Source organism: Kitasatospora sp. NPDC093558, from assembly GCF_040683475.1.
GTDB lineage: Bacteria > Actinomycetota > Actinomycetes > Streptomycetales > Streptomycetaceae > Kitasatospora.
Genome location: NZ_JBFBDY010000107.1, coordinates 1 through 17,963 on the forward strand (window position 1 = coordinate 1; position 17,963 = coordinate 17,963).

The following is a 17,963-nucleotide window of genomic DNA, read 5'->3' on the forward strand; positions in this document are numbered from 1 at the left end:
GCCGAGGCGTACGGCGTCAGCGGCCCGATCGCCCGCGCCAGCGGCCTCGACTTCGACCTGCGCCGCGACGAGCCCTACCTCGCGTACGGCTCCGAGGAACTGCGGCAGGTGCTCACCGTCGTCACCCGCGAGGAGGGCGACTGCCTGGCCCGCTTCGAGTGCCTGCTGGAGCAGACGCTGAACGCGCTGGACCTCGCCGACGCGTGCCTCGACAAGCTCGTCACCCTGGCCCCCGGCCCGGTCAACCTGCGGCTGCCCAAGGTGCTCAAGGCCCCCGAGGGCAGCACCTACGCCTGGACCGAGAACCCGCTCGGGATCAACGGCTACTACCTCGTCTCGCGCGGCGACAAGACGCCGTGGCGGCTCAAGCTGCGCTCGGCGTCCTTCAACAACATCCAGGCGCTCACCGAACTGCTGCCCGGAACCCTGGTCGCCGACATGGTCGCGATCCTCGGGTCGATGTTCTTCGTCGTCGGCGACATCGACAAGTAGCCGAATCGACCAGTGGCCGAATCGAGAAGCAGCCGAATCGAGAAGCAGCCGAGCGGAAACGCCCCGGACCCTGCGGGCCCGGGGCGTTGCGCTCAGTCCTTCTTCTTCGGCTTCCGGACCGGATCGGCCGGGTGCGGCGCCACCTTGCGGTCGCCCTTCGTGGCGATCCGCTCCTCGCACAGGCCGGCCAGCACGTCGTAGCCCGCCTTGCCCATCAGCTCGGTGAGCTCTGGGCGGTAGCTGACGTACACCGGGTCCGGGCCGCCGTGCGCCTCCGGGCTGCCGGTGCACCACCAGTGCAGGTCGTGGCCGCCCGGGCCCCAGCCGCGGCGGTCGTACTCGCCGATGGTCACCTGGAGGTAGCGGGTGTCGTCCGGCCGGTCGATCCAGTCGTAGGTGCGGCGGATCGGCAGCTGCCAGCAGACGTCCGGCTTGGTCTCCAGCGGCTCGCGGCCCTCCTTGAGCGCCAGCGCGTGCAGCGCGCAGCCGGCGCCGCCCGCGAACCCGGGGCTGTTCACGAAGATGCACGCGCCGCCCACCCGGCGGGTCTGGCGGTCGCCGTCCTCGTCGAGCATGGTGATGCCGCCGTCGGTCCTGATCCGGCCCTTGCCGTCGGTGCCGTGCGCGAAGTTCTCCCAGAGGTCCGGGGTCAGCCGGGCCGCGTGGCCGGCGACGCGCTTCTCGTCGTCCTCGTCCGAGTAGTGCGCGCCCAGCGTGCAGCAGCCGTCCGAGGCGCCGCGGCCCTCGCGGATGCCGTGGCAGCCGCGGCCGAACACGCAGGACCAGCGGGAGGTCAGCCAGGTGAGGTCGCAGCGGAACACCTGCTCCTCGTCGGCCGGGTCGGGGAACTCGACCCACGCGCGCGGGAAGTCGAGCGGGACCTCGGCGCGCAGGGTCGGCATGGCCAGGTCGACCGGGGTCGGAGCGGCCGGGGCCTTCGCCTTGGACTTCTTCTTGGACGTTTCTGCTGGTGCCACCCGGCAAGGGTAGAGCCTCCGGGGGAACCGGCGGCCGTGTCGGGCAGTCCGTTCAGTTTGATGATTCCGAGCCGTTGCGTGTTGGATGCCCCGTGCGTCCGTGCCCGCGGCGCCCGACGCCCGATCTGGAGCCCTGAGCCGTGACCGCCCAGCCCCGCGCCGTCCGGACCGCCGTCCTCGCCTCGCTCGCGGTCCTGGCCTCCGGCTGCGCCTCCGGACCCGCGCTGCGGGCCCGCGCGGAGGCCGCGCCGCCGCTGTGCGCCGCACCCGTGGTGATCGGCCACCGCGGCGCGCCGCAGAACGCCCCCGAGAACACCATGGCCTCCTTCGACACCGCGCTGCGCCAGGGCGCCGACTGGGTGGAGACCGACGTCCAGACCACCAGGGACGGCGTCCCGGTGCTGATGCACGACCCGAGCGTGGACCGCACCACGAACGGCAAGGGCGCGATCGGCGACCTGACCGCCGCCCAGATCGCCGCCCTGCGGGTGACCGTCGGACCGGGCCCGGCGGAGCCCGTCCCCACCCTGGAGCAGCTGCTCAAGCGGCTCGCCGGCAGCAACGCCACGCTGCTCATGGAGATCAAGTGGCAGCGGCGCACCGAGGACGTCGTCCGGATCGCCAGGCTCGCGGCCGCCAGCGGGGCCCGGGTCATCATGTACTCGTTCTCGGCGGACCACCTGCGCGTGGCCCACGCCGCCGCGCCCGAGCTGCCCATCGTCCTCATCCAGGGCGCCGCCATCGCCGAGAACCCCGGCAACCTCCCGCTGCGCGGCATAGCGCTCGACACCACCCTGGCCAGCGCCTCCCGGATCGCCGCCGAGCGCCGGGCCGGGCGCGAGGTGTACGTGTGGACCGTCGACGACGAGGAGTCCTGGCAGCTGATGACCGGCCGCGACGCCGACGGCCTGATCACCGACACCCCAGGCCCGGCCCGCCGCTGGCTGGACGCCAACTGCCCCACCGACCGCTCGGCCGGCTCTCGCGGACACTGAGGGATCCGCCGAGGGATCCGGCCACCACACCCCGTCCCGTCCCCCGGCGCCGGCCGTCCCCGCGGCACCCGCGACCAGCACGAGTGCCGCCTCGGCGCCGCCGAAGTGCCGTCGCGACCGATCACCCGCGCGGCCGGATCGCGTAGCGTGGAGAGTTATGCGACTCGGTGTGCTCGACGTAGGTTCCAACACGGTCCACTTCCTCGTGGTGGACGCCCACCCGGGCGCCGCCCCGGTGCCCGCGTACTCGCACAAGGCCGAACTGCGCCTCGCCGAGCTGCTCGACGAGGCCGGCGCGATAAGCGAGGCCGGCGTCGAGCGGCTGGTCGGCCACGTCGCCTCCTCGCTGCGCGTCGCCGAGGACAAGGGCGTCGTCGACATCCTGCCCTTCGCCACCTCCGCCGTCCGCGAGGCCGCCAACGGCGAGCAGGTGCTGCGCCGCGTCGCCACCGAGACCGGCGTCGACCTGCGGGTCCTGTCCGGGCAGGACGAGGCCCGGCTCACCTTCCTCGCGGTGCGCCGCTGGTTCGGCTGGTCCTCCGGCCGGCTGCTCAACCTGGACATCGGCGGCGGCTCGCTGGAGATCGCCTGCGGCCTGGATGAGCAGCCCGACGCCGCCTGCTCGCTGCCGCTCGGCGCCGGCCGGCTGACCGCCCGCTGGCTGCCCGGCGATGTCGCCGACCCGGACGGGCTGCGCGAGCTGAGACGCCACATCCGCGCCGAGATGGGCACCGTGGTCGGCGAGATCTCCCGGTTCGGCGCCCCGCAGCACGCGGTCGCCACCTCCAAGACCTTCAAGCAGCTCGCCCGGATGACCGGCGCCGCCCCCGCCGACGCCGGCCCGTACGCCGACCGCCGGCTCACCCGCACCGGCCTGTCCGCGTGGCTGCCCCGGCTGTCCGCCATGACCGTCGCCGAGCGGGCGCAGATCCCCGGCGTCTCCGAGGGCCGCGCCAAGCAACTGCTGGCCGGCGCGCTGGTCGCCGACGCGGCGATGGACCTCTTCGGACTCGAGGAGCTCGACGTCTGCCCGTGGGCCCTGCGCGAGGGCATCATCCTGCGCCGCCTGGACGCCATGGACAGCCCCGCCGACCGCCGCCGGCCCGCGCTGACCACCTGAGGCGGCCGGGCCGCGACGGCTGAGAGCCGCGTCTCGTTCGCCCGGAGTTCGATGCCGTTCGCGAGCCGGTCCGCTTACGCTGTCTCCCGTGGTGCAACCAGCGGGCGAGGACGGGACGCGGGAGGACCGCGCCCCCGGCGACGGGCAGCCGCGGCTCGACGGACCGCGCCGCAAGCTGGGCAAGGCGGTCAAGGGCGCCACCGCCGCGCAGGCCGCCAAGGCAGTCAAGGCGGCCCAGCGCACCGCGCAGGGCGCCAAGAAGGCGGCGGCCAAGAAGACCACGGCCAAGAGGACTGCGGCCGAGAAGACCACGGCTGAGAAGACCACGGCCGAGAAGCTGCCCACCAAGACGGCCACGAAGACGGCCGCGAAGCCGGTGGCGGCGGCCGGGAAGACCACCCCCAAGGCGAGCCCGAAGGCCGCCGCGCCCGCGGCCCCGGCGCGCAAGGAGACCCGCACCGCCCGCGCCGCCGGAGCCGCCAAGGCCGCCGTCCAGTCCGTGAAGTCGGTCAAGGCCGCCAAACGCGAGGCCACCCGCGCGCCCCTCCTGCGCACCACCGACCGGCTCGTGCTGCCCCCGCACCCGGCCCTGCACATCCCGGACACCAAGGTCGCCCTCTCCACCGCCTCGGTGTACCCCGCGAGCACCGCCGTCGCCTTCGAACTCGCCGCCAAGCTCGGCTACGACGGCGTCGAGGTCATGGTCTGGAACGACCCGGTCAGCCAGGACATCGAGGCGCTGCGCCGCCTCTCCGACCACCACCGGATGCCGATCCTCGCCGTGCACGCCCCCTGCCTGCTGATCACCCAGCGGGTCTGGACCACCGACCCGTGGACGAAGCTGGTCCGCGCCCGGGCGGCGGCCGAGAAGCTCGGCGCGAGCGCCGTCGTCGTCCACCCGCCGTTCCGCTGGCAGCGCCAGTACGCCCGCGAGTTCGTCGAGGGCATCGACCGCATGGCGGGCGAGACCGACGTCCGGTTCGCGGTCGAGAACATGTACCCGTGGCGCTACCGGGACCGCGAGATGCTCGCCTACGCCCCCGGCTGGGACGTCACCGAGGAGGCGTACCGGCACTACACCATCGACCTCTCGCACGTCTCCACCTCCCGGATCGACGCGTTCGAGATGGTCGAGCGGATGGGCGACCGGCTCGCCCACATCCACCTCGCCGACGGCAGCGGCTCCGGCAAGGACGAGCACCTGATCCCCGGCCGCGGCAACCAGCCCTGCGCCGAGCTGCTGGAACACCTCGCCCGCACCGGCTTCGACGGCCACGTCGTGCTGGAGGTCAACACGCGGCGCTCCGCGTCCCCCGCCGAACGCGAGGCCGACCTCGCCGAGGCGCTCGCCTTCACCCGCTTGCACCTGGCCACCCCCTCGCGCGTACGCTGAACCCTCGTGCCCCACTGGGCACCAACTGCCGCGCGTAGGGGGAGACATGACGGAGGAAAGCTTCCGGGCGCTCGCTCAGAGCTTCGGCGGGGTCGCCGCCGAGTACGACCGCGGCCGCCCGACCTACCCCGGCGAACTCTTCGACGCCCTGGAGCGGCTCTCCGGCCGCGGCCTCAAGGGCGCCCGCGTCCTGGACGTCGGCGCCGGCACCGGCATCGCCACCCGGCTGCTCGCCACCCGCGGCGCCGACGTCGTCGCCGTCGAGCCCAACGGCGGCATGGCCGCCCAGTTCCTCGCCTCCTCGCCCGGCCTGCCGCTGGTCCGGGCCTCCGGCGACGACCTGCCCTTCCACGACGGCTCCGCCGACCTGATCACTTACGCCCAGGCCTTCCACTGGACCCGGCCCGAGCTGTCCGTCCCCGAGGCGATCCGGGTGCTGCGCCCCGGCGGCGCGCTCGCCACCTGGTGGAACGTCCACGACGAGACCGTCCCGTGGGTGCGGGCCCGGGCCGAGCGGATGGCCGCCGCGCTGCCCGACCACTACCGCGGCTACGGCGGGATCAGCGAGCACACCAGCCACTTCGCCCCGGCCGGTCTCGCGGTCGAGCGCGTGGTGATGCGCTGGGAGCGGCGGGTCACCGTCGACCACGTGATCACCGACCTCACCTCCCGCTCGTACCTGGCCTCGCTCGACCCGGCCGAGCGCGAGCCGGTCCTCGCCGCCGAGCGCGAGGCCACGCTCGCCGAGTTCCCCGGGGGCTGGGTGGTCGAGCCGTTCACCCTGGAGCTGGTCGTCGCCGTCACGCCTGCCTGAGCCCCGGGCGCGCGGGTCCTCCCGTACGCCCGCCTGAGCCCCGGGCGCGCGGGTCCTCCCGTACGCCCGCCGCCTGACCGCATCGCGGACGGACCGTCCGCGGCCCGGACGGCGGGCGTAGGCTCGGAAGCCACAGCGGCTGCCGCACCCTCCCACCGCGGGGCCGCGCGCGAGCCCCGAAGGAGTGGAGCACAGTGCCCGATCTGAGGTCCCGTACGGTCACCCACGGTCGCAACATGGCAGGCGCCCGGGCGCTTCTCCGGGCCGCCGGCGTAGCCCGCGAGGACTTCGGCAAGCCGATCATCGCGGTAGCCAACTCCTTCACCGAGTTCGTCCCCGGCCACACCCACCTCCAGCCGGTGGGCCGGATCGTCTCCGAGGCGATCAAGCGGGCCGGCGGCATCCCGCGCGAGTTCAACACCATCGCCGTCGACGACGGCATCGCGATGGGCCACGGCGGCATGCTCTACTCGCTGCCCTCGCGCGACCTGATCGCCGACTCGGTCGAGTACATGGTCAACGCGCACTGCGCCGACGCCCTGATCTGCATCTCCAACTGCGACAAGATCACCCCGGGCATGCTGATGGCCGCGCTGCGGCTCAATATCCCGACCGTCTTCGTCTCCGGCGGCCCGATGGAGGCCGGCAAGGCCACCCTCGTCGACGGCACCGTGCGCAAGCTCGACCTCGTCGACGCGATCTCCCAGGCCGTCAACGAGAACGTCTCCGACGAGGACATCGCGATCATCGAGGAGAACGCCTGCCCCACCTGCGGCTCGTGCTCCGGCATGTTCACCGCCAACTCGATGAACTGCCTCACCGAGGCGATCGGCCTCTCGCTGCCCGGCAACGGCTCCGTCCTCGCCACCCACACCGCCCGCAAGGCCCTGTACGAGGACGCCGGCCGGACGGTCGTCGAGATCGCCAACCGGCACTACGGCCAGGACGACGCCTCCGTGCTGCCCCGCGCGATCGCCACCCGAGCCGCCTTCGAGAACGCCATGGCCCTCGACATCGCCATGGGCGGCTCGACCAACACCATCCTCCACCTGCTCGCCGCCGCGCAGGAAGCCGAGGTGGACTTCGACCAGCGGGCCATCGACGCGATCTCCCGCAAGGTGCCCTGCCTGTCCAAGGTCGCGCCCAACGGCTCGTACTACATGGAGGACGTCCACCGGGCCGGCGGCATCCCCGCCATCCTCGGCGAGCTGTACCGGGCCGGGCTGCTCAACGAGGACGTCCACACCGTGCACGCCGACTCGCTCGCCGAGTGGCTCAAGACCTGGGACGTGCGCGGCGGTTCGCCCTCCGCCGAGGCCGTCGAGCTGTGGCACGCCGCGCCCGGCTGCGTCCGCTCCGCCGAGGCCTTCTCGCAGTCCGAGCGCTGGGAGTCGCTGGACACCGACGCCGCCCGCGGCTGCATCCGCAGCGTCGAGCACGCCTACTCCGTCGAGGGCGGCCTCGCCGTGCTGCACGGCAACCTCGCCGAGGACGGCTGCATCGTGAAGACCGCCGGCGTCGACGAGTCGATCTGGACCTTCAGCGGCCCGGCCGTCGTCGTCGAGTCCCAGGACGACGCCGTCGAGGCGATCCTCGCCAAGCGGGTCAAGGAGGGCGACGTCGTCGTCATCCGCTACGAGGGCCCCAAGGGCGGCCCCGGCATGCAGGAGATGCTCTACCCGACCTCCTTCCTCAAGGGCCGCGGCCTCGGCAAGGCCTGCGCGCTCGTCACCGACGGCCGCTTCTCCGGCGGCACCTCGGGCCTGTCCATCGGCCACGCCTCCCCGGAGGCCGCCTCCGGCGGCACCATCGCCCTCGTCGAGGACGGCGACATCATCGCCATCGACATCCCCGGCCGGACCATCTCCCTGGAGGTCCCGGACGAGGTCCTCGCCGAGCGCCGCCGGGCGCTGGAGGCCTCGGGCGGCTACCGCCCGAAGAACCGCGACCGCCAGGTCAGCCAGGCCCTGCGCGCCTACGCCGCGATGGCCACCTCCGCCGACAAGGGCGCCGTCCGCGACGTCACCAAGCTCGGCTGAGCCGCCCGGCACGCACGCGCGGAGGAGCCGTCCCGGCCGTCGGGACGGCTCCTCCGCCGCGTCCGGGGGCCGTGGGACAAGGGGGCCGGGGGATAATCGGCGGCGTGAGCGAGCAGCCCCCCACCCCCGCCCAGGACCCCGCCGGCACCCCGGACCCCGCCGCCCCCCGGCCGGAGCCGATCCGCTGGTTCGGCACCAGCTGGGTGCACCGCGACCACGGCTACTGGGCGCGCCGCGTCGCCGTGTCGGCCGGGTCGCTGGTCACCGCCGCGGCCGCCGCGTTCGTGCTGCGCCTGGCCGTCGAGGGCGTCGCGCTCTCCGCCCAGGGCGGGTTCCTCAACACCCTGCTGGTCCTGGCCGTCGCGGTCTGCTCGCTGCTGGCCGCGCTGCGCACCTGGAAGGTGTTCGCCGAGGGCCGGGACGGGCTCACCGGCTGGATGGCCGAGGACCGCTCGCTCGGCGCGGTCTGGATGATCGGCGGGGTCGGCTCCCTGCTCGCGTACTTCCTCCGCAGCCTCACCGAGGCCCCCGGCGAGGGCGTCCTGCGGGCGCGGTACGAGCGGGCCGTCGAGCAGTACGAGAAGCGCCGGGCCGGCCGCGGCGGCCGACCCGGCGGGAAGCGCAGGCGCTGACGGTCAGCTGCGGCTGACCGTGCCGCACCCGGGGGAGGTGTCCAGCTCCTTGCTGTTGTCGTACGGGTCGTGGGTCGGCCCGGTCTGCTCCGGGTGGGGCCGGCTGAACTGGGGGAAGCTCGGGTGGAAGAAGCCGTCGTGGAGCGTGCACGAGCTGTTGCCGAACCGGCTGTTGGTCTTGCTGATGTTGATCTTCTGTGAGTTGGCGCGGTACTTGCCGGGGTCGTAGAACCGGAAGTCCGTCACCCGGCGGACGATGGTGCGGGCGATCCCGGTGTCACCGGCGACGTCCCCGGCGGTGGTGACCGTCCAGCCCACCGGCTTCGCCGTGCCGTCGACGGGAGGCGCCGGCGCGGTCGGGTGCGGCGCGGTGGGGTGCGGCGTCGCACTCGGCTCCTGCGCGGCCAGCTTGGCGGCGTCCGGGCCCGGGCGCAGCGCGTACACGAAGGTGTAGTCGGTGTGCACCAGCACGCCGCGGTCGCCGTCGTCGCTCAGCGTCGTCCAGCCCTTGACCTTGACCGTGTCGCCCACCGGGATGGCGTCGCGGCCGTCGAAGCGGGAGAACCACGATCCGGGGTTGGTCTCGTCCGAGGGGGCGTCGAGCGCATGGGTCGGCTTGACCTGGGCCTCGCGGTCCATCAGGGCGAGTGCGGCATCGGGCCGGCCACCGGCGATCACCTGGGGGTCGAGGTTCGCGGCCACCAGGAAGTCCTTCACCAGCTTGAGCTGGCCGCCCACGTCGTCCTCGTCGAAGACGCCGATGGCCTTCGCGGCCGGCAGCTCGATCCCGGCGGCTCCCGTGGGCCAGCTCTCGGCGGGGGAGCCGGCCCACGGGTGGTCGACGGTCGCGCGCTTCGGATCCGTGGTCGGCGGCGCGGTGGTCGGCTTGGCCGTCTCGGGTGCCACGGTCGGCACGGGAGCGGGGGCCGGGACGGCGGCCGCCGTGCGGGAGTCGTCGCCGTGGTACCAGTTCCGCAGGCCGTCGATGTTGAGGGCCGCCAGCAGCACCACGATGGTCAGCACGACGAAGAGCGGCGTGCGCCACTCCAGGCCGCCCCGGCGCTTGGGCGGGCGCGGGTTGCCCCAGGGGTCGACGACCTTGAGCTTCGGCTTGCGGCCGAACCGGCGCCTGGGCGCGGCCGGGCCGTCGTTGACCGACCGGCGGCCGCCCGGGTCGACCGGCGGGGTGTGCTTCCACTGGGCGGCCAGCATCCGGGTGCGGCCGGACTGTTCCTTGACGGCGGCACCCTTGACGAACTCCTCGTCGAGGACGAGGTCCGCGAACGGGTCCTTCCCGCCCGCTCCGGACGGGTCGGACCCGCCCGGCTCACCGCCCTCCGAGGGGCGCGGTTCTGGATCTTCGGCGATCGGCATCGCGCCAGTATGCCGACGGGGTGTGACGGTTGGTCGATCGGGGGCACGCCTTGTGGTGAACTCGTGTGCCGAGTGCGGATGTTTACCCCATTTGCGCAGGTCGCGGCGGTGCCGACGGGCCTCAGCCGCGGCTGCGGGCCTGCTTCACCGAGCCGACCACGCCGGCGATCGCCAGCAGGATCCCGGCCGGGATGAGCGACTCGAAGAACGCGGCGAACACGCCCGCGTCGCCGAGGAACAGCTGCGCCAGCGTGTTCAGCAGGAGCAGTCCGCCGGCCGCCGGGAGCGCCGCCTGCCACGGGTGCGCGTCGGCCCACCGCCGCAGCCGCCGGTCCCCGGTGTCGCGCCGCAACTGGCCGCCCAGCGTGCCGACGAGGAAGAAGAAGAACAGACCCCAGCCGGCCGGTCCGGCCAGGATGCTCAGCGACCAGTGCCCGGTGATCGCGTCGATCCCCAGGGCCGTCGCCCCCACCACCGCACCGACCCCCGCGGCCGTCCGCCACGGGCCCATCGTCGCCGAGGCGACGGCGAGTTGCCGGTTCTCACGTCGGGACATTTCGTCGTGTGCCATAGGTCCACGGTGCTCCTGCGGAGGGCCCGGGGCCATAGGGGAAACCCCCGAGTTTCTCCGTAAGGGACCGTGGATCCCTCCCGGGGGACCACGGACCGGACGGTCGCGCGGGGGGCTGCCGCGCGGTGCGAGGATGGCAGCAGTACCGAGGGTTAGGAGCGGCCATGGGCGGCAGCGCAGCGCACGGACAGAAGATCGCCTTCCTGGGCACCGGCAAGATCGGGGAGGCCCTGCTCTCCGGCCTGCTGCGGGCCGGCAAGGACCCGGCGGACGTCCTGGTGACCGCCCGCCGCCCCGAGCGCGCCGCCGAACTGGCCGACCGCTACGGCGTCGTGGCCGTCGCCAACACCGAGGCCGCCAAGCTCGCCGACACCCTGATCCTCGCCGTGAAGCCGCAGGACATGGGCACCCTGCTGGAGGAGCTCGCGCCGCACGTCAGCCCGGACCGGCTGGTGATCTCGGCCGCGGCCGGCATCCCCACCGCGTGGTTCGAGGAGCGGCTGGCGGCCGGCACGCCGGTGGTCCGGGTCATGCCCAACACGCCCGTCCTCGTGGACGAGGGGATGAGCGTCATCTCCGGCGGCTCGCACGCCACCGAGGAGCACCTGGCGCGGGCCGAGGAGATCTTCAGCTCGGTCGGCAAGGCGCTGCGGCTGCCCGAGGCCCAGCAGGACGCGGCCACCGCGCTCTCCGGCTCCGGGCCGGCCTACTTCTACTTCCTGGTCGAGGCGATGACGGACGCCGGCATCCTGCTCGGCCTGCCCCGGCAGGTGGCGCACGACCTGATCGTCCAGTCGGCGATCGGCGCCTCGGTGATGCTGCGCGACTCCGGCGAGCACCCGGTGAAGCTGCGCGAGGCCGTCACGTCCCCGGCCGGCACGACCATCGCCGCGATCCGCGAGCTGGAGAACCACGGGGTGCGGGCCGCGCTGCTGGGCGCCCTGGAGGCGGCCAGGGACCGCTCGCGCGAGCTGGCCTCCGGGGGGAAGTAACCGGCTCGAACATCCGTCCGGCTAGGCTCGGCGGCATGGCCTACGACCTGGTGATCTTCGACAACGACGGCGTCCTGGTGGACAGCGAACCGCTCTCCAACCGGGTGCTGGCCGAGTACCTCACCGAACTCGGCCACCCGACGACGATCGAGGAGAGCTACCGGGACTTCATGGGCTGTGCCGCCCACCGCATCCACGACGTGATCGCCGAGCGGTACGACGGCGCGACGCTGCCCGAGGGCTTCGACGAGCTCTTCCACGGCCGGGTCTTCGACGCGTTCGGCGCCGAACTCACCGCCGTCCGGGGCGCGGAGGCGCTGCTGAAGGAGCTCCGGCAGCGCGCCGTCCCGTACTGCCTGGCCTCCTCCGCGCACCACGCGTGGATCCGCACCGCGCTCGACGTCACCGGCCTGCGCGGGCACTTCGCCGAGGAGCTGATCTTCAGCGCGCAGGACGTCGGCATCGGCAAGCCCGCGCCGGACCTGTTCCTGCACGCCGCCCGCACGCTCGGCGTCGACCCCTCGCGCTGCCTGGTGCTGGAGGACAGCCCGAACGGCGTCCTGGCCGCCCGCGCCGCCGGCATGGACGTGTACGGCTACACCGCGCTCACCGATCCGGCCAGGCTGACGGCCGCCGGGGCCACCGGGCTGATCGCCGACCTCGCCGAGGTGCCCGCGATGCTGGGCTGATCGCGATGCTGGGCTGATCGTGCTGTTGGGCTGATCGTGCTGTTGGGCTGATCGCGGAAAGCGCTGCACACCCTCTCCCCAAACTCCTCCGGGGCACCTACGCTCTCGCCAACATCGTCGTACCGGCCGGTAGCGAGGTTCCCGCGCATGAATCCAGAGATCCCGTCCCGCCTGCGGGCCGGCCGCGCCGCCCTGGCCCTGAGCTTCCTGCTCCAGGGCACGACCTTCGCGCTGCTGGTCACCTGCATCCCGGAGATCCAGCACCGGTACGGGCTGAGCGACGGGCTGCTGCCGGTGTTCCTGGCCGCCGTGCCGATCCTCGCGGGCGTCGGTTCGATCACCTCCGAGCAGTTGGTGAAGCGCACCGGCGCGCGGGCCGTCCTGCGGGTCGTCCAGCCGGGCGTCTGCCTCAGCCTCGCCGGCGCCGGCCTCGGCGACGAGCTGTGGCAACTCGCCATCGCGCTGGGGGCGTTCGGACTACTGGTGGGGGCGCTGGACGCCAGCATGAACATGCTGGGCGTCGGGCTCCAGCACCGCTACGGCCGCTCGATCATGATCGGCTTCCACGCCGCGTTCAGCCTCGGCGGCATCCTCGGCGCGGCCGTCGCGGGCCTCGGCTCGCACTACGACCTCGGCCTGCCAGTGCTGTTCGGCACCGCGGCCGCGGTGATCGCCCCGCTCGCCCTGCTGGTCGGCACCCGCTTTGCCGGCCCCGCCGAACTGGGCGACGCCGTCCGGGAGGCCGCCGAGGCCGCCGCCCGCTCGATCCCGTGGCGGCCGCTGCTGCCGCTGTGCCTGGCGATGGCCTTCGCCTACATCGCGGACGCCTCGGTCTCCAACTACAGCGTCAAGTACCTGACGGACGGTCTCGGCAGCCCCGAGGACGTCGCCAAGCTGTCCTACCTCGGCTACATGGTGGCGATGCTGCTCGGCCGCGCCCTCGGCGACCGCGCGGTGCAGCGCTGGGGCGCCGTCCCGGTGGTCCGCGGCGGTGCGACGCTGGCGGCGCTCGGCTTCGCGGCCGCCGCGGCGGCGCCCGCGCCCTGGGCGGGCATCGCCGGGTTCACGCTGCTCGGCTTCGGCATCTGCGCGATCATCCCGCAGGTGTTCGCGGCCGGCGGGCGGCTCTTCCCGGCCGACTCGGACGCCGCGGTGGCCCGGCTCAACCTCTTCAACTACGTGGGCTTCCTGATCGGTTCGCCGCTGGTGGGGGCGATCGCGGACGGCAGCTCGTACCGCTGGGCGCTGCTCGCCCCGATGGTGCTGGTGCTCGCCGTCCTCCCGCTGGCCGACCGCTTCGCCCCGGCGTCCGCCTTGGCGCCCGCCGAGGCGTAGCGCCTTTTACTCGGCGCGGATCTCGTCCAGGGACTCCCGCAGGATCGCGCGGGCGCGGGTGAACCAGTCGGTCAGGACGGCGACCTCGTCCGGCGTGTAGTCGGCGAACAGGGCGCCGACGCGCTCGTAGAACGGCCCGTAGACCTGCAGGATGCGCTCCTGCGCGTCGTCGGCCATCACCACCCGCACCCGGCGGCGGTCGCCCGGGTCGGCCTCCCGGCGTGCGTACCCGGCCTTCTCCAGCCGGTTGAGCACGCCGGTGACGGCGCCGGTGGTCAGCTGGGCGCGCTCGGCGAGGTCGCCGGCGGCGAGCGCCTCGCCGGCCAGGGCGGCCTCGATGACGAAGCCGAGGCAGGTCAGGTCGGTCACGTTGAGCCCGAGCCGCGCGGCGATGTCCTGCTGCCCGAACTGCGCGAGCGCGATCATCCGGTCCATCGCGTAGAGCGCCTGCTCGGGCGTCGCCTGGGGGCGCGGCTTGCCCTTCACCCGGGATCTCCTTAGCATCTAAGTAACTTATCTCGTGAGATAAAACATTCACTCGGGGGTCGAGCCCCGGCGAACCCGTCCATCACACCAAAAGAGGAGACATGGGCGCACACGGCGAACACGACATGGGACACACCGTCGCGGGCTGGACCGGGTCCGTCATCGTGATCCTCGGCTCCGCGGTCGCGGGCGTCGCGCTCGTGGCCGGCTCGGCCCCCGGCCTCTGGGCCGGCGGCCTGGTCGTCGCCCTCGGGGCGGTGGTCACCTGGCTGCTCCACCTCGCCGGTTGGGGCAAGCCCACCGGACCGCGCCCGCCGGAGCACCGGCACTGGCGCACCCCCGACCCGGCCGGCCGGCGCGGCCACCCCGACTGCCTCGGCTGCCGCCTCGCCGGGCGCAATACCGACCGCCTCGCCGGCCGCGATATGGGCCGCAACCCCGGCCGCGCGCCGGTTTCCGCGCCCGCGGCCACCACCGCTCCGGCCCCGGCCGCCGACCGCTCCTGACGTCCTGCTTCAAGCCGCCTTTCCCCCGAGGGTTTGAACGCCGGCCGCCGGGACTCGCCCCGGCCCGGCAGCGGCCCGCGGGCCGCCACCCACTACGGTGGACGCCATGCCCGAAGCCGAGCGCGACCTCCCCTGCGGCCTGCACCTCTTCTGGGACGAGGCCGTCACCGCCTACGACTTCGGCCCCGGCCACCCGATGGACCCGACCCGGCTGGCCCTCACCATGCGCCTCGTCGAGGCCCTCGGACTGGCCACCGCGCCCGGCGTGACCGTCAAGGCGGCGCCCCCGGCCGGGGATTCGACGCTGCACCTCGTGCACACCCGCGAGTACGTCGAGGCCGTCCGGTACGCCGCCGCGAACCCCGACCGGCACGACCCCCGGCACGGCCTCGGCACCGACGACAACTGGGCCTTCCCGGCGATCCATTCGGCCTCCGCCCTGATCGCGGGCCAGTCCGTCGCCGCCGCCGAGGCCGTCTGGCGCGGCGACGCCCCGCATGCCGTCAACTTCAGCGGCGGACTGCACCACGCCATGCCCGCCAAGGCCTCCGGCTTCTGCATCTACAACGACCCGGCGCTCGCCATCGCCCGCCTGCTCGAACTCGGCGCCGAGCGCGTCGCGTACGTCGACGTGGACGTCCACCACGGCGACGGCGTCCAGCAGGCCTTCTGGAACGACCCCCGGGTGCTCACCGTCTCGCTCCACGAGCACCCCGCCACGCTCTTCCCGCAGACCGGCTTCCCGGCCGAGACCGGCGGCCCCGACGCCCCCGGCAGCGCCGCCAACCTGCCGCTCCCGGCCGGCACCGGCGACGCCGGCTGGCTGCGCGCGTTCCACGCCCTGGTGCCCGAGCTCCTCGCCGCCTTCCGCCCGGACGTCCTGGTCACCCAGCACGGCGCGGACACCCACCTGGAGGACCCGCTCGCCCACCTCGCCGTCACCGTCGACGCCCAGCGGCTGATCGCCGAGGAACTGCACGACCTCGCCCACCGGCACGCCGGCGGGCGCTGGGTCGCCACCGGAGGGGGCGGCTACGCCGTCGTGGACGTCGTCCCGCGCGCCTGGACGCACCTCGTCGCGACCGCCGCCGGACACCCCGTCGACCCGGCCACCGAGACCCCCGAACCGTGGCGCGCCGAGGTCTACCGCCGCACCCGCCGCCCCGCCCCGCTGCGCATGACCGACGGCGCCCGCCCGGTGTGGCGCGACTTCGAGGCGGGATACGATCCGGCCGACCGTCTGGACCAGGCGATCCTCGCCAGTCGTCGCGCCGTCTTCCCCCACCACGGCCTGCTGGCCTGAAACCGGCGCCCCGGCGGCCCGCACGGGGGCGGTGCGCACGCCCACTGCTACGAACCGCCGAGTGACTACGTACTGCAACAGGCCTATCTCTCACCGTACGAGGACTGCGCTTCCCCCTCTTCCCACTGGTACCACCCATAACTACTCTGGGGATACACGTGTGCCGGTGGAGTCACCGGAGGGGAAGCCGGTGCCTTGCACACGGGTTAAGGGTCGGGTGATGGTCATGAGTTCCGGCGAACGCCCCCTGCAGGAAGTCGTCTTCCTGACCGTGGCGGAGGTTGCCGCGGTCATGCGGGTGTCCAAGATGACGGTGTACCGCCTGGTGCACAGCGGAGAGCTGCCGGCCATCCGGGTCGGACGGTCCTTCCGGGTGCCCCAGCAGGCGGTGCACGAGTACCTCAAGGAGTCCTACGTGCGGCTCGAGAGCGCGTAGGGCGGGGCGCGCGGGTGCGGGGTCCACGACCGTGGGCTCCGCACCCGTTTGCCACGGATTTCCCCTGAGTTCCCCCGCCCACGGGGGCGCGATTTACAGCCCCGGGCACCCGGACGGTAGGCTAGGCCCTCACGTCAGTCGTATGGACTCCGTCTCTCACGGACGAGAGTCTCAGTGAGCGAGGGTTGTTCCGTGGGCTCTGTCATCAAGAAGCGTCGCAAGCGTATGGCCAAGAAGAAGCACCGCAAGCTTCTGAAGCGGACCCGCGTTCAGCGTCGCAACAAGAAGTAAGCGCCCCCGGCCGCGCCCTGCGCGCCGCGCGCTTCCACCGCCCGCCGGGCCCTTTCGTGGGCCGGGCGGGCGGTGTCGTTTCACGGCCCGTAACGGTCGCACGGTACGGTGCAGGCGGGTTGCCCGGGTCCGAGGAATGGGGTGCAGCGTGGGCGTCGTCGTGCTCGTCACGGGTGTGGCCCGGCATCTCGGGGCCCGCTTCGTCGCCGAGGTCCGCCGCCGGCCCGACGTCGACCTGGTGGTCGGCGTCGACGTGCAGCCGCCCCGGCGCCCGGTCGAGGAGCCGGACGGCCCGGCCGCGCCGTACCGCTTCCACCAGCTCGACCTGCGCCGCCCCGCCGTCGCCCGGGTGATCGCCGAGCACGGCGTGGACACCGTCGTGCACCTCAGCGTCTCCGCCACCGGGCTGGGCTCCACCAACCGCTCCGCGGTGAAGGAGTCCAACGTGATCGGCACCATGCAGTTGCTGGGCGCCTGTCAGAAGGCGCCGGGCGTGCGGCGCCTCGTGGTGAAGTCGACCACCGGCGTCTACGGCTCGGCCCCGCGCGACCCGGCCGTGTTCACCGAGCGGATCCAGCCGAAGAACCCGCCCGGCGGGGGCTTCGCCAAGGACGCCGCGGAGGTCGAGGGCTACGTCCGCGGCTTCGCCCGGCGTCGGCCGGACGTCGCCGTGACGGTGCTGCGCTTCGCCAACATCGTCGGCCCCGCCGCGGACACCCCGCTCGGCGAGTACTTCGCGCTGCCGGTGCTGCCGACCGTCCTCGGGTACGACCCCCGGCTCCAGTTCGTGCACGAGGACGACGCCGTCGCCGTGCTCTGCCGGGCCGCCGCCGAGCCGGAGCCCGGCACCGTCAACACCGGCACCTTCAACGTGGCCGGGGAGGGCGTCCTGCTGCTCTCCCAGTGCGCCCGCCGGCTCGGCCGGCCGACGCTGCCGCTGCTGCTGCCCGCGGTCAGCTGGATGGCCGTGCTGGCCCGGCAGACCCGCCTGGTGGACGTCTCGCCCGAGCAGCTGCGGCTCCTCACCCACGGGCGCGTCGTGGACACCACCCGCCTGCGCGAGACCTTCGGCTACCGCCCGGCGTTCACCACCCCGGAGGCCTTCGCCGACTTCGCCGCCGCCCGGGGCCCCGGCCTCCTGCCGCCCGAGCGGCTCGCCGCCGCCGCCGACCGGCTGACCGGCCTGCTCGGCCCGGAACCGGCCCCCGCCGACCGCAGCAGCACCGGCCGCAGCCGTACAGACCGCAGCCGTACGGACCGCGACCGCACCGACCGCCCCACCCGACCGAGGAGCTGAACCCGCCATGAGTGCCGCAGCCGAGAACGCGCCGGGCGAGGCCAAGGTCATCCCGATCGAGTCCGCCCAGAGGGCCCGCCGTCAAACTCGCGTCGTCCGCCCGGAGGGCGGGCGGGGCGGCGTTGGGGTGCGTGGATCGCAAGGCGGAGGAGGGAGTCCATGCGGAGCATCGGCGACCGACGACAACGCGGCGAGGCGCGTGCCCCGGCGTCGCCCCGCAG

At 73.7% G+C, this 17,963-nt stretch carries 18 protein-coding genes and 1 pseudogene; 15 read left to right on the forward strand and 4 right to left on the reverse strand.

Annotated elements, in window-relative coordinates; genetic code table 11:
- A pseudogene (locus AB0O00_RS13750) lies at positions 1-492 on the forward strand (NADH-quinone oxidoreductase subunit D); the annotation flags it as partial.
- Positions 493-584: 92 nt separating this feature from the next.
- Here AB0O00_RS13750 and AB0O00_RS13755 read toward each other — a convergent pair.
- On the reverse strand, positions 585-1,394 hold the full coding sequence (locus tag AB0O00_RS13755; RefSeq protein ID WP_363651378.1) for a hypothetical protein: 810 nt from the start codon (positions 1,392-1,394) through the stop codon (positions 585-587).
- A gap of 215 nt (positions 1,395-1,609) precedes the next feature.
- On the opposite strand from AB0O00_RS13755, the gene AB0O00_RS13760 reads away from it, so the two are divergent.
- The 6 genes from AB0O00_RS13760 to AB0O00_RS13785 all read left to right on the forward strand — a co-directional run bounded on the left by AB0O00_RS13760 (position 1,610) and on the right by AB0O00_RS13785 (position 8,462).
- Positions 1,610-2,464 carry a glycerophosphodiester phosphodiesterase gene (locus AB0O00_RS13760; protein ID WP_363651352.1) on the forward strand — a complete coding sequence of 285 codons (855 nt, stop codon included), beginning with the start codon at positions 1,610-1,612 and terminating at the stop codon, positions 2,462-2,464.
- Between the two features lie 157 nt (positions 2,465-2,621).
- The gene (locus AB0O00_RS13765) at positions 2,622-3,584 is read left to right on the forward strand and encodes a Ppx/GppA phosphatase family protein (protein ID WP_363651354.1); all 963 of its coding nucleotides are present in this window, start codon (positions 2,622-2,624) and stop codon (positions 3,582-3,584) included.
- A 589-nt stretch (positions 3,585-4,173) separates the two neighbouring features.
- Complete coding sequence (locus AB0O00_RS13770; RefSeq protein ID WP_363651380.1) at positions 4,174-4,977, forward strand: sugar phosphate isomerase/epimerase; 804 nt, start codon at positions 4,174-4,176, stop codon at positions 4,975-4,977.
- Positions 4,978-5,023: 46 nt separating this feature from the next.
- Entirely contained in the window at positions 5,024-5,791 is a 768-nt protein-coding gene (locus AB0O00_RS13775; RefSeq protein WP_363651356.1) for a methyltransferase domain-containing protein, read from the forward strand.
- A gap of 194 nt (positions 5,792-5,985) precedes the next feature.
- Positions 5,986-7,830 (forward strand): dihydroxy-acid dehydratase, encoded by a 1,845-nt coding sequence (gene ilvD / locus AB0O00_RS13780; RefSeq protein ID WP_363651357.1) that lies wholly within the window; start codon positions 5,986-5,988, stop codon positions 7,828-7,830.
- A 104-nt stretch (positions 7,831-7,934) separates the two neighbouring features.
- Positions 7,935-8,462, forward strand: coding sequence for an EamA/RhaT family transporter (locus AB0O00_RS13785; RefSeq protein WP_363651359.1), 528 nt, complete (start codon positions 7,935-7,937; stop codon positions 8,460-8,462).
- A 3-nt stretch (positions 8,463-8,465) separates the two neighbouring features.
- Here AB0O00_RS13785 and AB0O00_RS13790 read toward each other — a convergent pair whose 3' ends face one another.
- On the reverse strand, positions 8,466-9,836 hold the full coding sequence (locus tag AB0O00_RS13790) for a hypothetical protein (RefSeq protein WP_363651361.1): 1,371 nt from the start codon (positions 9,834-9,836) through the stop codon (positions 8,466-8,468).
- A 121-nt stretch (positions 9,837-9,957) separates the two neighbouring features.
- Positions 9,958-10,407, reverse strand: a complete 450-nt coding sequence (locus AB0O00_RS13795) for a hypothetical protein (RefSeq protein WP_363651363.1) — start codon at positions 10,405-10,407, stop codon at positions 9,958-9,960.
- A 164-nt stretch (positions 10,408-10,571) separates the two neighbouring features.
- On the opposite strand from AB0O00_RS13795, the gene proC reads away from it, so the two are divergent.
- From proC to AB0O00_RS13810, 3 genes are all read left to right on the forward strand, one after another.
- Positions 10,572-11,399: a pyrroline-5-carboxylate reductase gene (gene proC / locus AB0O00_RS13800; RefSeq protein WP_363651365.1), complete on the forward strand. Its 828-nt coding sequence runs from the start codon at positions 10,572-10,574 to the stop codon at positions 11,397-11,399.
- Between the two features lie 35 nt (positions 11,400-11,434).
- Complete coding sequence (locus AB0O00_RS13805) at positions 11,435-12,088, forward strand: HAD family hydrolase (RefSeq protein ID WP_363651367.1); 654 nt, start codon at positions 11,435-11,437, stop codon at positions 12,086-12,088.
- A gap of 147 nt (positions 12,089-12,235) precedes the next feature.
- Positions 12,236-13,423: an MFS transporter gene (locus AB0O00_RS13810; RefSeq protein WP_363651368.1), complete on the forward strand. Its 1,188-nt coding sequence runs from the start codon at positions 12,236-12,238 to the stop codon at positions 13,421-13,423.
- Between the two features lie 6 nt (positions 13,424-13,429).
- Here the strand turns inward: AB0O00_RS13810 and AB0O00_RS13815 are convergent, their stop codons facing one another.
- Entirely contained in the window at positions 13,430-13,909 is a 480-nt protein-coding gene (locus AB0O00_RS13815) for a MarR family transcriptional regulator (protein ID WP_363651370.1), read from the reverse strand.
- A 101-nt stretch (positions 13,910-14,010) separates the two neighbouring features.
- Between AB0O00_RS13815 and AB0O00_RS13820 the strand changes: the two genes are divergently transcribed.
- The 5 genes from AB0O00_RS13820 to AB0O00_RS13840 all read left to right on the forward strand — a co-directional run bounded on the left by AB0O00_RS13820 (position 14,011) and on the right by AB0O00_RS13840 (position 17,742).
- Positions 14,011-14,415: an HGxxPAAW family protein gene (locus AB0O00_RS13820; protein ID WP_363651372.1), complete on the forward strand. Its 405-nt coding sequence runs from the start codon at positions 14,011-14,013 to the stop codon at positions 14,413-14,415.
- Between the two features lie 106 nt (positions 14,416-14,521).
- Positions 14,522-15,718, forward strand: a complete 1,197-nt coding sequence (locus AB0O00_RS13825) for an acetoin utilization protein AcuC (protein WP_363651374.1) — start codon at positions 14,522-14,524, stop codon at positions 15,716-15,718.
- 226 nt (positions 15,719-15,944) lie between these two features.
- Entirely contained in the window at positions 15,945-16,154 is a 210-nt protein-coding gene (locus AB0O00_RS13830; protein ID WP_148644250.1) for a helix-turn-helix domain-containing protein, read from the forward strand.
- 192 nt (positions 16,155-16,346) lie between these two features.
- The gene (locus tag AB0O00_RS13835) at positions 16,347-16,445 is read left to right on the forward strand and encodes an AURKAIP1/COX24 domain-containing protein (protein ID WP_003948845.1); all 99 of its coding nucleotides are present in this window, start codon (positions 16,347-16,349) and stop codon (positions 16,443-16,445) included.
- Positions 16,446-16,593: 148 nt separating this feature from the next.
- Positions 16,594-17,742: an NAD-dependent epimerase/dehydratase family protein gene (locus AB0O00_RS13840; protein ID WP_363651376.1), complete on the forward strand. Its 1,149-nt coding sequence runs from the start codon at positions 16,594-16,596 to the stop codon at positions 17,740-17,742.
- The last annotated feature ends 221 nt before the right edge of the window (positions 17,743-17,963 follow it).

Bases quoted from the DNA above. Each gene is read 5' to 3' on its own strand.
- AB0O00_RS13825 (WP_363651374.1), top strand. From the start codon at position 14,522: ATGCCCGAAGCCGAGCGCGACCTCCCCTGCGGCCTGCACCTCTTCTGG.
- AB0O00_RS13830 (WP_148644250.1), top strand. From the start codon at position 15,945: ATGAGTTCCGGCGAACGCCCCCTGCAGGAAGTCGTCTTCCTGACCGTG.
- AB0O00_RS13765 (WP_363651354.1), top strand. From the start codon at position 2,622: ATGCGACTCGGTGTGCTCGACGTAGGTTCCAACACGGTCCACTTCCTC.
- AB0O00_RS13820 (WP_363651372.1), top strand. From the start codon at position 14,011: ATGGGCGCACACGGCGAACACGACATGGGACACACCGTCGCGGGCTGG.
- AB0O00_RS13775 (WP_363651356.1), top strand. From the start codon at position 5,024: ATGACGGAGGAAAGCTTCCGGGCGCTCGCTCAGAGCTTCGGCGGGGTC.
- AB0O00_RS13755 (WP_363651378.1), bottom strand. From the start codon at position 1,394: ATGCCGACCCTGCGCGCCGAGGTCCCGCTCGACTTCCCGCGCGCGTGG.
- AB0O00_RS13810 (WP_363651368.1), top strand. From the start codon at position 12,236: ATGAATCCAGAGATCCCGTCCCGCCTGCGGGCCGGCCGCGCCGCCCTG.
- AB0O00_RS13790 (WP_363651361.1), bottom strand. From the start codon at position 9,836: ATGCCGATCGCCGAAGATCCAGAACCGCGCCCCTCGGAGGGCGGTGAG.
- AB0O00_RS13795 (WP_363651363.1), bottom strand. From the start codon at position 10,407: ATGGCACACGACGAAATGTCCCGACGTGAGAACCGGCAACTCGCCGTC.
- proC (WP_363651365.1), top strand. From the start codon at position 10,572: ATGGGCGGCAGCGCAGCGCACGGACAGAAGATCGCCTTCCTGGGCACC.
- AB0O00_RS13805 (WP_363651367.1), top strand. From the start codon at position 11,435: ATGGCCTACGACCTGGTGATCTTCGACAACGACGGCGTCCTGGTGGAC.